The organism is Dysgonomonas sp. BGC7, from assembly GCF_001261735.1.
Lineage (GTDB): Bacteria > Bacteroidota > Bacteroidia > Bacteroidales > Dysgonomonadaceae > Dysgonomonas.
Genome location: NZ_CVRP01000023.1, coordinates 47249 through 62298, shown reverse-complemented (window position 1 = coordinate 62298; position 15050 = coordinate 47249). Strand labels below are relative to the sequence as shown.

At 38.3% G+C, this 15050-nt stretch carries 11 protein-coding genes, 1 tRNA gene and 1 other RNA gene; 9 read left to right on the top strand and 4 right to left on the bottom strand.

Annotation, left to right across the window (positions count from 1 at the left end; genetic code table 11):
* Window positions 1-13: 13 nt before the first annotated feature.
* The 5 genes from BGC7_RS17010 (at window position 14) to BGC7_RS16990 (ending at window position 9088) form a co-directional block, all read left to right on the top strand.
* Window positions 14-1801, top strand: coding sequence for a glycoside hydrolase family 2 protein (locus BGC7_RS17010; RefSeq protein WP_050702806.1), 1788 nt, complete (start codon window positions 14-16; stop codon window positions 1799-1801).
* A gap of 20 nt (window positions 1802-1821) precedes the next feature.
* A complete protein-coding gene (locus BGC7_RS17005) occupies window positions 1822-3030 on the top strand; it encodes a glycoside hydrolase family 88 protein (RefSeq protein ID WP_050702821.1) in 1209 nt (402 codons plus the stop codon).
* Between the two features lie 237 nt (window positions 3031-3267).
* The gene (locus BGC7_RS17000; RefSeq protein ID WP_050702805.1) at window positions 3268-6000 is read left to right on the top strand and encodes a sugar-binding domain-containing protein; all 2733 of its coding nucleotides are present in this window, start codon (window positions 3268-3270) and stop codon (window positions 5998-6000) included.
* Between the two features lie 72 nt (window positions 6001-6072).
* Entirely contained in the window at window positions 6073-6843 is a 771-nt protein-coding gene (locus BGC7_RS16995; protein WP_050702804.1) for a hypothetical protein, read from the top strand.
* Between the two features lie 40 nt (window positions 6844-6883).
* The gene (locus tag BGC7_RS16990) at window positions 6884-9088 is read left to right on the top strand and encodes a glycoside hydrolase family 3 N-terminal domain-containing protein (protein ID WP_050702803.1); all 2205 of its coding nucleotides are present in this window, start codon (window positions 6884-6886) and stop codon (window positions 9086-9088) included.
* 177 nt (window positions 9089-9265) lie between these two features.
* On the opposite strand, the gene BGC7_RS16985 is transcribed toward BGC7_RS16990, so the two are convergent.
* Window positions 9266-9338: transfer RNA gene (locus BGC7_RS16985), tRNA-Lys, on the bottom strand.
* A 143-nt stretch (window positions 9339-9481) separates the two neighbouring features.
* Between BGC7_RS16985 and queC the strand changes: the two genes are divergently transcribed.
* The gene (gene queC, locus BGC7_RS16980) at window positions 9482-10144 is read left to right on the top strand and encodes a 7-cyano-7-deazaguanine synthase QueC (RefSeq protein WP_050702802.1); all 663 of its coding nucleotides are present in this window, start codon (window positions 9482-9484) and stop codon (window positions 10142-10144) included.
* 1 nt (window position 10145) lies between these two features.
* Complete coding sequence (queF, locus tag BGC7_RS16975) at window positions 10146-10613, top strand: preQ(1) synthase (RefSeq protein ID WP_050702801.1); 468 nt, start codon at window positions 10146-10148, stop codon at window positions 10611-10613.
* A gap of 6 nt (window positions 10614-10619) precedes the next feature.
* On the opposite strand, the gene BGC7_RS16970 is transcribed toward queF, so the two are convergent.
* Window positions 10620-11993 (bottom strand): MATE family efflux transporter, encoded by a 1374-nt coding sequence (locus BGC7_RS16970; protein ID WP_050702800.1) that lies wholly within the window; start codon window positions 11991-11993, stop codon window positions 10620-10622.
* 21 nt (window positions 11994-12014) lie between these two features.
* The gene (locus BGC7_RS16965; RefSeq protein ID WP_050702799.1) at window positions 12015-13328 is read right to left on the bottom strand and encodes a YihY/virulence factor BrkB family protein; all 1314 of its coding nucleotides are present in this window, start codon (window positions 13326-13328) and stop codon (window positions 12015-12017) included.
* A gap of 246 nt (window positions 13329-13574) precedes the next feature.
* On the opposite strand from BGC7_RS16965, the gene BGC7_RS16960 reads away from it, so the two are divergent.
* Window positions 13575-14138, top strand: coding sequence for a hypothetical protein (locus tag BGC7_RS16960; protein ID WP_050702798.1), 564 nt, complete (start codon window positions 13575-13577; stop codon window positions 14136-14138).
* A 65-nt stretch (window positions 14139-14203) separates the two neighbouring features.
* Window positions 14204-14683: an energy transducer TonB gene (locus BGC7_RS18235; protein WP_255351487.1), complete on the top strand. Its 480-nt coding sequence runs from the start codon at window positions 14204-14206 to the stop codon at window positions 14681-14683.
* Here the strand turns inward: BGC7_RS18235 and rnpB are convergent.
* Window positions 14684-15039: RNase P RNA component class A (rnpB, locus tag BGC7_RS17090), an RNA gene on the bottom strand.
* Between the last annotated feature and the right edge of the window lie 11 nt (window positions 15040-15050).

Genomic DNA, 15050 nt, shown 5'->3' with positions numbered 1-15050 from the left:
AGATATTCTACTTATGAAATTCAAAACAACGACTATTGTATCAATTATTCTCCTATGCCTCAGCTTAGTAAACATATCGGCTCAGGAGTTGATAACCAATGTGTACGGGAGAAAGTATCAATCTCTGAACGGCAAATGGGATGCTATTATAGACCTATACGACCAGGGACGTAAGAATAAAATTTACCTGAATAACAAGCCCGAAGGAAAAACCGACTTTTACGAATATTCATTCGATCACGGTCTGCGCCTCAATGTTCCTTCCGATTGGAACAGCCAAATGCCCGAATTGAAGTATTATGAAGGTACTGTATGGTATGCCCGTCGGTTCGATACAGACAAGTCGGCAGATAAACGACTATTTCTATACTTTGGGGCAGTGAGCTATCGTTGTCGCATATATCTGAACGGAAGAGAAATAGGCTCACACGAAGGAGGTTTTACTCCTTTTCAGATAGAGGTTACTGATCTGGTAAAAGACAAAGATAATTTTCTTGCTTTGGAGGTAAACAACACACGTACCGTAGACGCTATTCCCGCCATGGCATTCGATTGGTGGAACTATGGAGGGATCACGCGTGATGTGATGTTGGTGAACACACCAAAAACTTTTATAGAAGACTATTTTATACAATTAGACAAATACAAAGCAGACAAGATAAACGCAAGTATAAAACTATCAGCGAAAACAGCAAATACATCTATTGATATAGAAATTCCCGAACTGAAGGTTAAACAAAACCTGAAAACAAACAATGAAGGTGTAGCTGAAATCTCATTCAATGTAAAGAAGTTGGAGCGTTGGTCTCCGGATTCGCCTAAGTTATATAAAGTTATTGTTTCTTCAGATAATGACAGAATAGAAGAAATGATCGGTTTTCGCAACATATGGGTAAAAGGAGAAGATATTTATCTCAACGACAAACCCATCTTTCTGAAATCTATCAGTTTCCACGAGGAAATACCACAGCGCAAAGGGCGAGCTTTTTCTGAACCTGACGCAGCTATGCTCCTATCGGAAGCAAAAGCCCTTGGATGCAATATGATTCGTTTGGCTCATTATCCGCAAAATGAATATATAGTGAGAATGGCAGAAAAAATAGGCTTCCTGCTTTGGGAAGAAATACCGATCTGGCAAGGAATAGATTTTGAAAATACGGATACAAAGCTGAAAGCAGGCAATATGATAAAAGAAATGGTTATGCGTGACAAGAACCGTTGTTCTCTCTCATTCTGGGGTGTGGCAAACGAAACGCAACCATCTGAGCCGCGAAACGAATTTCTTAAATATTTGATCCAATGCTGTAAAGACATAGACACTACACGGCTGATAACGGCTGCATTCGATCTCGTCAGATTCAATAAAGAAAGACAAGTCTTTGTTATGAACGATCCGTTCATAAAAGAACTGGATGTGGTAGCAGTCAATAAATATATGGGATGGTACCACCAATGGCCTGTAACCCCAGACAAAGCAATATGGGATGTAGCTAAAGGGCAACCTCTGATAATTTCCGAATTTGGTGGAGAAGCGCTTTACGGACAGTTGGGGCAAGCAGATGTAGTAAGTTCGTGGAGTGAAGACTATCAGGCAACACTTTTCAGAGACAATCTGGAGATGTTCAAAAACATTCCTAACCTAAGAGGGACAAGTCCTTGGGTATTGTTCGATTTTCGTTCTCCTTTTCGCTTTCACCCTACCAATCAGGAAGACTGGAACAGAAAAGGCTTAGTATCTGATCAAGGCTATAGAAAAAAAGCATGGTATATAATGAAAGAATATTACGACGCCATAAAATAATGACATATAAAAAATATAAAATGAAAAAAACAACTTTATATATATTACTTATCATAGCATTCTTTTCTTGTACGAAGAAGCATAATTCAGACAATCTCTACAGTGATGCTCTACTACCGATTATAGACAGTGCATTATCCTTTGCCGAACAACAATCGCTATTGATGGCAAAAAAGTATGAAACTCAGGACGGGAGATTACCTAAGACTTATCAGGACGGGAAAGATATGTCGTCTGACTCCCGTTGGTGGTGCAGTGGTTTCTTCCCCGGATCATTATGGTATATATACGAAAACAGTAAAAACCCAGAAACACTGAACTATGCACAATTATATACCGACCGAGTAGAAAGAGAAAAATTTACAACAGATAACCATGATGTAGGTTTTATGCTCTATTGTAGCTTTGGCAACGGGCTGCGTCTTACAGGAGAAGAAAGATACAAAGAAGTGTTAATGACAGGTGCAAAATCTTTGGGCACAAGGTACAATACCAATGTAGGACTTATACGCTCGTGGGATCATAACAAGGAGAACTGGCAATATCCTGTTATCATAGATAATATAATGAATCTGGAATTATTACTATGGGCAGCGAAAAACTCTGAAGATTCAACATTCAAAAATATAGCAATTTCTCATGCAGACAAAACAATAGAGCATCACTTCCGTCCCGATTACAGTTCCTATCATGTTGTGTCATATGATACCATCACAGGATTGCCTCACCTAAAGCAAACCCATCAGGGCTATTCAGACGAATCGGCTTGGAGCCGTGGACAAGCTTGGGGTCTATACGGGTACACTTATCTGTATAGAGAAACAGGCGAAGAGCGATATCTGGAACAGGCAAAAAATATAGCAAATTTTGTAATTCATCATCCTAATATGCCTGACGATTATATTCCTTATTGGGACTTCAACTCTCCAGATATACCCAATACCCCTCGTGATGCTTCAGCAGCATGTATCATGCTTTCGGCACTTAGTGAATTGATAGATTATGTAAATGCTACACAAGCCAAAGAATATATGAATGTTATAGAGAAGCAAATTCGGACACTGGCTTCGGAGCAATATACTGCAAAGCTTGGCGAAAATGGAGATTTCATCTTAAAGCACAGTACAGGAGGTTATCCGTTCAAGTCGGAAGTAGATGTACCTCTTACATATGCTGACTATTACTATCTTGAAGCATTGACAAGACTAAAGAAAAAATACGAAAAATAGAGATGTACACTAGAAAAAGGTTCTTTTTCAATTTAACGATTTGAATAAAAGATATAGCAAAAGGAGTAAGTCTTATGACACAACTCTCTTTAATTTTAACTTAGATATAATAGAGAAATATTACTACATCTAAATAAATACGACAAAAACACTAATAATCAATACCATAAAATGAATAAAAACTAACGTTATTCATAAAGGACATATTACTAAATATATAAGAATAAGAAAAGAAACATGGAAATTTTAAAAGTATCTTTGAGGATTGCCCTAACTGTGCTGCTTTTTATTATACAAGTGCCGTATATTAAAGCCCAAACGCAGTCTATAGATTTAACAGGTTCTTGGGGGTTTCAGACCGACGTAATGGATTTTCGCAGAGGCTCCTTGTCTCCACGCTATAATCACAAATTGCAGGAAACAATCACACTGCCCGGCATTACCGATGACTATAAGATTGGATATAAAGTCCCGTACAAATACATAGACAGATTAACCCGTAAATATGAGTATATGGGGCCTGCATGGTACCAACGAGATATAGAAATACCCAAAGAATGGAAAGGCAAACGCATCTTTATGTATTTCGAACGCACACACTGGCTCAGCTCAATTTATATAGATACAAAAGAAGTAAGTAGAATTGATTATGTCAGTGTACCTCACAATCATGATCTTACAGAATTTGTTACACCGGGTAAAACACATCGCTTTACAGTTTGCATCGACAATCGTTTCCAATATAATACCCACAAATGGGATCATGCCCATACCGAGTTTACTCAGATTAACTGGAACGGAATACTCGGAGAAATGAAACTTGTAGCGATCGATCCTGTATATATTGAAGACTTGCAGGTATATCCTGACATTAAAGACAATTCTGTAAAGGTGAAAATGCAGGTAAATAACTATACAAAGAAACAAATTTCAGGTAATGCAACATTCACGATAACAGGGAAGGACTATAGCATTAGCAAAGAAATCGCAATAAAAGGAAACGACTCTATAATTGATTTCGAAAATGTTATTCAATTAGGAAAAAACATAAAATTATGGAATGAATTTAATCCCAACATATATAAGATAACCTGTCAGTTGAACACAAATAATGGCAATGCTAAATATCAACATGAAAAGTCTGCTGATTTTGGTATGCGTGAAGTGAAACAGGGTAAAAACCATATACTACTCAACGATCGCCCTATACACCTTAGAGGAACTGTAGAAAATGCAGTTTTTCCAAAAACAGGTTATGCTCCCGTAGAAGATGAAGAATGGGAACGTATAATGAAACTGATGAAGGACTACGGAATGAATCATATGCGATTTCACTCATGGTGTCCTCCACGGGCAGCATTTCGCATGGCTGATAAATATGGTATATACTTAGAAGTAGAGATGCCTATGTGGGGCAAAGATGCCGAGCAGGATGAAGAACGTTACAACTTCTTCCGTCGCGAAATGCGGGCTATCTTGAAAGAATATGGAAATCATCCGTCTTTTATTTTGTATTGTAATGGAAATGAGATAACAGGAAACTTCGACTTCATAGAAGAACTTACAGGTACGGGAAGAAAACTAGACAACCGACACCTTTTTAGTGGCTCTACTGCTCGTACCAGAGTTAAATCTGATCAATACTATGTATCTCAACAGACAAACAAAGGTCCTGTAAAAGTATATGAAGGGCTACCATATACCGATTGGGACAGAAATAAAGAATCTGATATAGATGTCCCAGTCATTTCTCACGAAGCAGGGCAACGCTGTATTTATCCTGATTTTCGCGAAATAGAGAAGTATGCAAACAGCCCGGTAGAGGCTCGCAACTTTGAAGTATTCCGAGAAATGCTCGATCAGAATGGAATGCTCGATCAGGCACACGACTTTTTCCGTGCATCGGGAGCACTCACTGTGTTAGAATACAAAGCCGTGACAGAAACCTTACTACGTTCATCTAAATCGGCAGGTTTTCAGCTATTGAGTATAAACGATTTTCCCGGGCAGGGATATGCTCCGGTTGGTATCCTCGATCCTTTCTGGGACTCGAAAGGACTGGTTACTCCGGAGAAATTCAGAGAATCATGTGCGCCCACAGTAGCTTTGCTTCGTTACGCAAAAAGCTCGTATTTTAACAATGAAACATTTACGGGAAAAGCAGAAGTATATAATTTCAGTTCGTCGGCACTAAAGAATGCTAAAATAAAATGGGCACTTACAGATAACACCGGAAAAATTCTTAGAAAAGGGAATCTGAAAACGCAGACAATCGGGAACGATGATGTATTTCCTGTTGGAGAATTTTCTTTCGATCTGAAAGGAATGTCTACACCTCAGATGCTGACAGTACATTTATCAATCAACGATAAAATAAAAAACAACTGGAATATATGGGTATATCCTAAAAATGAAACACTAATGGTTTCGACTGATGAAGTATTATATACAAACGTATATGACGATAAAGCAAAACAACAATTAGCCAAAGGAAAGAAGGTAGTCCTTTGCCCGATGCCTAACAATGTGAAAGGCCGTAAATCGAAATTCCACAACCACTTCTGGAATCCAATCATGTTTGCATGGGCACCAATGACTATAGGATGTCTTATCCACGACAAAGAGCCTGTATTCAACGATTTTGTAACTTCATACCATACCGACTGGCAATGGTGGGATATACTCGAAAATGCTAAAGTAATAGAAATGCAAGACACACCTAAGGAACTTAGACCATTTATTCAGGTGATAGACTCTTACGACAATAATCAGAAATTGGGCATAGGCTTCGAAGCAAATGTGAACGGTGGAAAATTATTAGTTTTATCTGTAGATACACAGAAGAAAATGGATGAACGTCCGGCAACAAGGCAACTACTAGAGAGCGTTGACAAATATGTAAAAAGTGACAAATTCAACCCTCAGATAAAAGTTGAAGAATCGTTCATTCAATCATTCTTGACAAAATAATACAAAAAGGTGACAATAGAAAACATTATAAAATCTGTAACTTTTGTCACCCTGTTTTAACATTTAAGAATTATGAAGAAAGTATATTTATTTTTAGCTGTATTTCTTTGTATCAACGTGGTAATATACGGACAAGAGATACAAATGACCGAAACAGCTTCTTTAGAACAGGTATATGAAGATATTACAGAATCAGAAACTCTGCTTCCGTTCAATGATCTCAATATAGAATTTGGCTATGTTCTTTATAAGGCGGAGATAAATATAGAAGAAGAAAATACAGAATTAGAAATAGAGAATGTACGAGACTATGCTGTCGTATTTCTTGAAGGAAAACTACAAGGCGTACTTACAGATAACAAAAAGAAAATAACTATAAACATAGCCCCGGGGAAATATGTACTTGAACTTTATGTCGAAAACATAGGACGCATAACTTACGGTCCCGAGATACTAGACAATTCAAAAGGTTTGTTCGGAAGTATAACTATAGATGGAGAAGATGTCTCCAACTGGGAAATAATTCCTTTAAACATAAAAGAGTGTGATATGAACAAGCTACAATTCACAACAGAACAAGCAGATGAAAGGCCTTCTTTTCATAAAGGATTCTTAGAAGTGACTAATCCTAAGGACACCTATCTAGACATATCAGGGTGGGGAATGGGCGAAGTTTGGATCAATGGCGTCTACTTAGGATCATATTGGGAAGAAGAAAAACAACAATCAATACAAGTCTCTGAAAGTATTTTGAAACAAGGAAGTAATGAAGTGATTGTATTCGAATTGAAAAATAATAAGCAACGATTGATGAAATTATCCAATCAACCCTTGTTTAAATAATCAAAGGAAATATCTTTGAAAGATAATCAACAATAAGAAAATGAGAAATAGAAAAATTATTTTAGGATTGCTACTAGCAGTCTCATGTATACTAGGTGCTCAAAATAAAAAAAGCATGCCTATTTACAAAGATGCAAAAAGATCTGTCGAAGAAAGAGTAAATGACCTTGTGTCGCAAATGACAGTGGAAGAAAAAGTTCTTCAGCTAAATCAATACACATTGGGCAGAAACGACAATGCAAATAATATGGCAGATCCGGTAAACGACATTCCGCCCGGAATAGGCTCACTTATTTACTTTAGCAGCAACCCTGAACTACGCAATAGAGTGCAAAAAAGAGCGATGAAAGAAACCCGTCTAGGCATACCAGTAATATTTGGTTATGACGTAATTCATGGCTACAGAACAGTTTATCCAATATCTTTAGCTCAAGCATGTTCATGGAATACTGACCTTGTAGAAAAAGCATGTGCTGTTGCCGCACAAGAGGCTCGTATGTCGGGTGTCGACTGGACTTTTTCTCCGATGATAGATGTAGCTCGTGATCCTCGTTGGGGCAGAGTAGCCGAAGGATATGGCGAAGACCCTTATACAAATGCTGTGTTTGGAGTAGCCTCAGTAAAAGGTTATCAGGGGAATGACCTTTCCAATCCTCAAAATGTGGCTGCCTGTCTGAAACATTATATTGGCTATGGTGCTTCTGAGGCCGGACGAGACTATGTATATACAGAAATATCCCAACAAACCCTATGGGATACCTATATGCACCCATACGAGGAGGGAGTAAAAGCCGGAGCTGCCACGCTAATGAGTTCTTTCAACGACATTAGTGGGACTCCCGGTTCAGCCAACCATTATACTCTCACTGAAATATTAAAAGAGCGTTGGGGACATGATGGTTTTGTTGTATCCGACTGGGGATCAATAGAACAGCTACGTCCTCAAGGAGTTGCCAAAGATAAAAAAGAAGCGGCACTAAAAGCATTCAATGCCGGAGTAGAAATGGACATGATGAACAGGTCTTACGACAATCACTTAGCAGAGCTTGTAAAAGAGGGAAAAGTATCTGAAGAAAAGCTGAACGATGCGGTAAAACGTGTTTTAAGGATAAAATTCAGATTAGGACTATTCGATAAGCCGTATACACCTAATGGTGCGGAGAAGGATCGTTTTCTATTACCCAAAAGTCTTGAGATTGCAGAGAAGCTAGCAGAAGAGTCTATTGTACTGCTAAAGAATGACAATAAGACTTTACCTCTTACTAATATCTCAAAGATAGCTGTTGTAGGACCAATGGCTAAAAGTAAATGGCACCTGTTAGGTTCATGGAGAGCACAAGGACAATCAGATGATGCTATCTCTCTATTTGAAGGGTTAGAAAATGAATTCAAAAATAAGGCTCAATTATCATATGCATCCGGTTGCGATTTTGAAGGAGATGATAAATCTGGTTTTGAAGAAGCAAAGTCCATAGCAAAAAATGCAGATGCAATCATTCTTTGTTTAGGAGAGAAAGCTCAATGGAGTGGCGAAAATGCATCCAGATCAACAATTACTCTACCTCAGATACAAGAAGAACTGGTAGCCGAACTAAAGAAGCTAGGGAAGCCTGTCATACTATTACTATCAAGCGGACGACCTTTGGAACTAAATAGATTAGATAAGCTTAGCAATGCGATGTTACAGATTTGGCAACCGGGTATTGCGGGAGCAAATCCTATTGCAGGCATTGTTTCGGGACGTATAAATCCATCAGGAAAACTGTCTATTACTTTCCCTTACTCGACAGGGCAAATACCAATCTATTACAACCACAGACAGAGTGCCCGTCCACATCAAGGCAAATATCAGGATATACCAAGCACTCCTCTCTACGAATTTGCGCATGGCCTGAGCTATACCTCCTATGAATATGGTGAATTACAACCATCAGCTCTTAAGATAAAAAAAGGAAACAAATTATCCGTGAGTATTGCTGTTACAAATACAGGAAATATGGATGGATTAGAGACTGTACATTGGTTTATTAGCGATCCGGTATCAACTATCTCCCGTCCGGTCAAAGAACTTAAGCACTTTGAAAAACAGATGATAGAAAAAGGTCAGACAAAAACCTTTACATTCAATATTGATCCGATCAGAGATTTAGGCTTCGTAAACGGAAAAGGAGAAAAATTTCTTGAGGCTGGTGAATATTACATCATTGTAAAGGATAAAAAGATAAAAGTAGAAGTTCAGGATTAGGAACTATTTAGAACAGATCTGTAATCGTAACGAAAAATACACAAAAGCCTCTTAATATTAATACATTAAGAGGCTTCTATATGCCCGTATTCATAAGCTCTACTACTTACGTGTACTCACATGAAAAAGAAAACGTTGCAATCGGTTTGATTACAACGTCTTACAAAAGCCTAAAAGTGACCCCGGAGGGGCTCGAACCCTCGACCCATTGATTAAGAGTCAATTGCTCTACCAGCTGAGCTACGGAGTCTTTTTTGATGATGCAAAAGTAAAACAATTATTCTTTTTAAGAAACTTTTTCGGCAATAAACTCTTAAAATAACTACATTTGTACCCGAAAGAAAAGCATCTTTCCGTGTATCTTAGAATTAACCACGTAAAAAACAAAGATTTATGAACAAAAAAGAATCCGCTTTAGTTTTGTTCTCCGGAGGACAAGACTCTACAACATGCCTATATTGGGCATTGAAAAACTTTTCATCGGTACGTACACTCTGTTTCACATACGGTCAGAGACATTCGAAGGAGGTAGAAATAGCACAGTCAATAGCACAAGAAGCGAATGTGCCGTTTCAACTATTGGATGCGTCTATCATCAGCCAGCTATCAGTCAACTCCCTTACCAGCGATATTGTAATGGACCAAGAGAAGCCCGCCGACTCATATCCCAACACCTTCGTTCCCGGACGCAACCTGCTGTTTCTTACTTTTGCTGCGGTCATAGCACGTTCGCATGGTATACGCCACATTGTAACCGGAGTATCGGAAGCAGACTATAGCGGCTATCCCGATTGCAGAGACACATTTATTCTGTCGGCAAATGCATCTATCAATCTGGCTATGGACGAGCATTTCCAGATCCATACACCACTAATGTGGAGAGATAAGACTGCTGTATGGCAGCTTGCGGATGAACTAGGAGTATTCGACATAGTACGAACACAAACCTTGACCTGCTACAATGGCATCATTGCCGATGGATGTGGACATTGCCCCGCATGTAAGCTACGTAATCAAGGCTTAGACAATTATCTATCAATAAAAGACAAAGACTAATATGACAATAGAAGGATTGAGCCACTTAGGTGGTAAAACAGAATACAAAGACGACTATGCACCCGAGGTACTGGAAGCTTTCGAAAACAAACATCAGGGAAATGACTATTGGGTAACATTCAATTGCCCCGAGTTTACCAGTCTATGCCCTATTACAGGACAGCCGGATTTTGCAACCATCCACATCAACTATCTGCCGGATGTAAAGATGGTAGAAAGCAAGGCCTTGAAATTGTATCTGTTCAGCTTTCGCAATCATGGAGCTTTCCACGAAGACTGTGTAAACATCATAATGAAAGACCTTATCAAACTCATGAATCCCAGATACATTGAGGTTGTCGGCATATTTACTCCCCGCGGAGGGATCAGCATTTACCCATTTTGCAACTATGGACGCAAGGGTACCGAATATGAAAGCATGGCAAAAGAAAGGTTATTAAGACATACTCCTCAACATACTTATAAATAAGGCTACCTACCCTATTTTAGGCTTTCTTCTTCTGATACGCCTATAAACTACTGCAAACCAAGTTGGCAGTATTATTCCCTTACAAATAGTGGATATTGCAATAGCCCACCATACTCCCGTTATTCCCATCTGCGAAGCTAGATAATACGCTAGTGGTATGCGCAGAGCATTGAATGTTATACTAATAACAGCAGGCTCAATAGTTCGCCCTATACCATTAAACATACCCTGAGTAGTTAGCTCAAACATCATAAATATCTGGACTAAGCCCATTACGAATAAATACTCGGCTCCAGCCCTCATCGCATTTTCTTCGGGTACAATAATACCGAATATTTGAGCTCCGAACAAGATAAAACAGATACTGACAGCCACACCCAAGGTAAGCATTACCCGTATAGTGTAGATATAAGCTTTCCTACCTCTTTCTATTTTATTCGCCGCATAGTTCTGAGCGACAAAGGCACTCAATGCTGTAGAAAACCCCTGAGAAGTATTCCACGTAACTGCCTCAATCTGCCCCCCTGTAGTTTGAGCCATCATCCCCAAATGTCCTCCGTGAATAGATGCCACGCGAGCCAGATTCATATTTATAATAGCATATAAGGAATTCATAACAGAAACGGGAGTTCCCAAAAAGAATATACGCTTGAGGTACATTAACTTCGGTTTTATAAAGAAAGGAAAATACCCTAATATCTTATTTCCATGCCGTATCTGATAATAAAACAAGGCAAAAACGAATAGTTGCGAAACTACAGTACCGATAGCAGCACCGTGTAGTCCCATTCCCATAGCAAACATGAGTATAGGATCAAGTATCATATTGAGTACCAGTCCTGCTGCATTGTTCCGGAAAGGGATTATACTTCGCCCTGCTCCGTTATATATACCTGTGAAATTATAGGACAGGAATTGGAATGGCAGGCTGATAGTCAAAATACGCAGATACAATACAGCATCGGCTGTAATATCGGCTTCCAACTTGAAAAATGAGAGTATTGGATAAGCAAATATAGCCAATAAGGAAACCCACAGAACACTCAACACAATAGAGGTTGTGGTAGAATGAGATGCGTATATAGCAGCTCGCTTCATTTTCTTTGCCCCTATAGATTGCCCAACAGCGACTTCCGAACCAATCATAGCCAGATATGCCACAGACGCCGTCAACCAAAGTAACATTCCTATTGCACCTATTGCAGCTTCCGACTTTGTTGCTATTTCGGGATGTGAAACAGTACCCAAACGACCTACCCACGACATTGCCATCAGAGTATATGCCATTTGCAGAAAACTCGTTCCCATAAGAGGCAAAGCCAAACGAATAAGGGTAGAAAAGATTTTCCCTTCTGTAAGATTTAAAATTCCTGATTTCATTTATACAACAAATTCATAGGATTATAAATCTTTCAACAGTCTGGTTTCGGACTGTGCCACTCCTTTTAACCGAAGAATAGCATTCCATTCGTTACAAAACTCAATGTCGGTATCAATGGCAAAATCTTCGGATCCATATACATCTATTTTCTCAAATAGCGATCCTACAGAAATATGATTTATATCCATAGCAGGGATATATGCGGGCACAAGATGATCATCGGAAGGAGTTTCTACAATCATTCCTATTTGTTGCAGATAAAACAAAGTATCTCCTGTCAGCCTTGTAGGAATCTTATAATGCTCCGACAGTTCGTCGGCAGTATATGGAGTAGATCCTTTTTCAAAACGCTTAACAATCAAAGTCATTATCAGAAGAATAATAAAATCCTTATAACGGCGACTAATGTTAGACGTTTCGTGTTCGAAGCTGTACTTATTTACATTCTGATAGGCAAAAGTTAGTTGCACACCAAACAGGACAAAGAACCAAGTTAGTTGCAACCACAGTAACAATAACGGCAATGCAGCAAAACTACCATAAATAGCGTTATATTTCGAAATCCATATCTGTCCGCTTATATAAAGAGTCTGAAACACTTGAAAACATATTCCGGTAAAGACACCTCCAAGCAAGGCACTTGTAAATTTAACCTTTGTATTTGGGATATATATATTAAGGATAACGAACAACAACATTGTTACCAGAAAAGGAAGTAATTTTATAAAAGGAGTAATTACCAATCCAATCACATGCTGTTCTTCGGCTGTCGTATTCAATATAAGAGTAAGCCCTGCATTACAGACAAGAAAAACAGGAGCTATAATAATCAGAGCCAAATAGTCCGTAAACATACGGAAGTAGGTACGACCTTTCTTTATTTGCCATATTTGATTGAAATTGTCTTCGATATTCGAAAGCAGATTTATAACTGTGTATAGTAATAATACAATACCTATACCAAGGAAAACCCCTCCCTGTGCATATTCTATCGACTTGTCGATAAAAGCAGTTGCTTTATTCAATATCTCCTCTTGCCCCGAAAAGTATGTAAACAGCTGGCTTTTAACAATATTCTGAAAACCAAAACCCCTTGCTATCGCAAACAAGACAGCAAGCATAGGCACAATAGACAATAGTGTACTGTAAGTCAAAGCTGAAGCACGGGTAAATAACTGTCCCCCGTCAATATTTCGAATAGCAAGAATAAAAGCTTTTATTATATCATAAAGACTGTTCTTTTTCGAAGAATGATCTTGTTTGTTTACTCGCCAGATACCATAGGAGAGAAAACGAATAAGCTTTGTCGCAAATTGTTTTATTTTCTCAATCATATATTTGAAACAAAATATTGGCAAAGATAGTTTGTTCTTTTATAGAAAACTCATTTTTATCACAATGTTTAATATTCATTTTAACTAAAACCTGACAAACTTGTATACATTTACGCTTGTTTTCATATATACAACTTTTCTGTCCTGGCATTCATTAGCATAGATAGTTCTGTATAGATAATTATTTATCTGACTATTTCATATACTGTTATTTTTATGTAAGTTTGAATAACAAATCAATATACTATGAAAGAATTCAAATTTTGGGCAATTCCCTATTCTCTCAAACAAATCATGCTGATTACTATGCCTGTGGGTATTATAATGGTATTATTTATTTTCTTCACTGATATTTCTTACATTACCTCTCATTTTATATATTTCTTTTTGGCTATCTTTATTTGGACATTATTTCTCTTTACTTTTTTTGTACGTAGAGTGAAAATCACCTTTAATCACGACAATGAAATATCCATTTTCTACTACGGAAAGGAAATATATAAAACAAAAGCAGAAGGTCTGGAATATCTAATTGGAGACGATATTATCGATTCTAAATGCCAATCAGATATCAAACTCTCTTTTTTTGATAAGAAATTCACATTTACCACCGGCCACACACGAGGTTTGCAGGCATCAAAAATAGATGAACCCATTGCTCTTCTACGTTATATGACTGCAACCTTCGAACTGAAGAAAGAACCTTTCCGAGACAGATTATTTTTAGATAAAGAATATATCTATAGAAACCCCTCTTTCAATCCGAGCCTGATAAAAGAACAGAAATCCTACATCAAAAATGAAAAATAACATCGAATATGGCATATATACAAAATACAGACTGATACGATAAAAATGAAAAGAAGGGGCTCTCGGTGCGTCCGATAGTCTATATCATACTATTGATTATAATCCCCAGTATTCTTTTATTATACTACAACTACAAAGACTTTATCTTTTCTTCTTCTGCACCTGAAAAAGAAAATATAGAAAAAGAAAATAGCAGAGAAAAAGCTATAATAAGCGAGGACAATGAAAAACCATTTATGACTGTAGAGCAAATGCCTTCATTTCCGGGAGGAGAGGCTGAAATGCATAAATATATTGCAAGTAACCTGAAATATCCGGAAAAAGCTAAGGAAGAAGGAATACAAGGCAGAGTGACAGTACGCTTTGTGGTATCGAAACAAGGAGATATAACCAATACGGTAATTCTAAGGGGAATAGATCCCGAGTGTGATAAAGAAGTAGTGCGTATGCTAAAATCAATGCCGAGATGGATACCCGGAAGCCAAGACGGAAAAACTGTTCCCGTATATTATACTATCCCCATCATATTTAAACTGAATAACTAAAAAAACAGTAAGCCTGTAAGCCGGGTTCTGTGTCCTGTAGAAACAGGTGTTTGTCATTTATCTACGCCAGCCGTCACCGACAGACTCTAGCAACCTACCCCCCGACATCGGGCGAGCAGCCCTACATACGCCGGTATACATGGTCTTACAACTCGCAAGTAGTACGGCTCTGTATATTGCTATACAGACCGGTGAGCTCTTACCTCACCTTTTCACCCTTACCCTAAGGCGGTCATTTTCTGTTACCTTAAACTCTGCCCTCACGAACAGCTTCCCATTAAGAAGTACGATGCTCTGTGTTGCCCGGACTTTCCTCTTTCTGCCTTACGGCAGCCAGCGACAAACCGGCCTACTGTTATTGGATTGC

Bases quoted from the DNA above. Each gene is read 5' to 3' on its own strand.
- BGC7_RS17010 (WP_050702806.1), top strand. From the start codon at position 14: ATGAAATTCAAAACAACGACTATTGTATCAATTATTCTCCTATGCCTC.
- BGC7_RS17005 (WP_050702821.1), top strand. From the start codon at position 1,822: ATGAAAAAAACAACTTTATATATATTACTTATCATAGCATTCTTTTCT.
- BGC7_RS17000 (WP_050702805.1), top strand. From the start codon at position 3,268: ATGGAAATTTTAAAAGTATCTTTGAGGATTGCCCTAACTGTGCTGCTT.
- BGC7_RS16995 (WP_050702804.1), top strand. From the start codon at position 6,073: ATGAAGAAAGTATATTTATTTTTAGCTGTATTTCTTTGTATCAACGTG.
- BGC7_RS16990 (WP_050702803.1), top strand. From the start codon at position 6,884: ATGAGAAATAGAAAAATTATTTTAGGATTGCTACTAGCAGTCTCATGT.
- queC (WP_050702802.1), top strand. From the start codon at position 9,482: ATGAACAAAAAAGAATCCGCTTTAGTTTTGTTCTCCGGAGGACAAGAC.
- queF (WP_050702801.1), top strand. From the start codon at position 10,146: ATGACAATAGAAGGATTGAGCCACTTAGGTGGTAAAACAGAATACAAA.
- BGC7_RS16970 (WP_050702800.1), bottom strand. From the start codon at position 11,993: ATGAAATCAGGAATTTTAAATCTTACAGAAGGGAAAATCTTTTCTACC.
- BGC7_RS16965 (WP_050702799.1), bottom strand. From the start codon at position 13,328: ATGATTGAGAAAATAAAACAATTTGCGACAAAGCTTATTCGTTTTCTC.
- BGC7_RS16960 (WP_050702798.1), top strand. From the start codon at position 13,575: ATGAAAGAATTCAAATTTTGGGCAATTCCCTATTCTCTCAAACAAATC.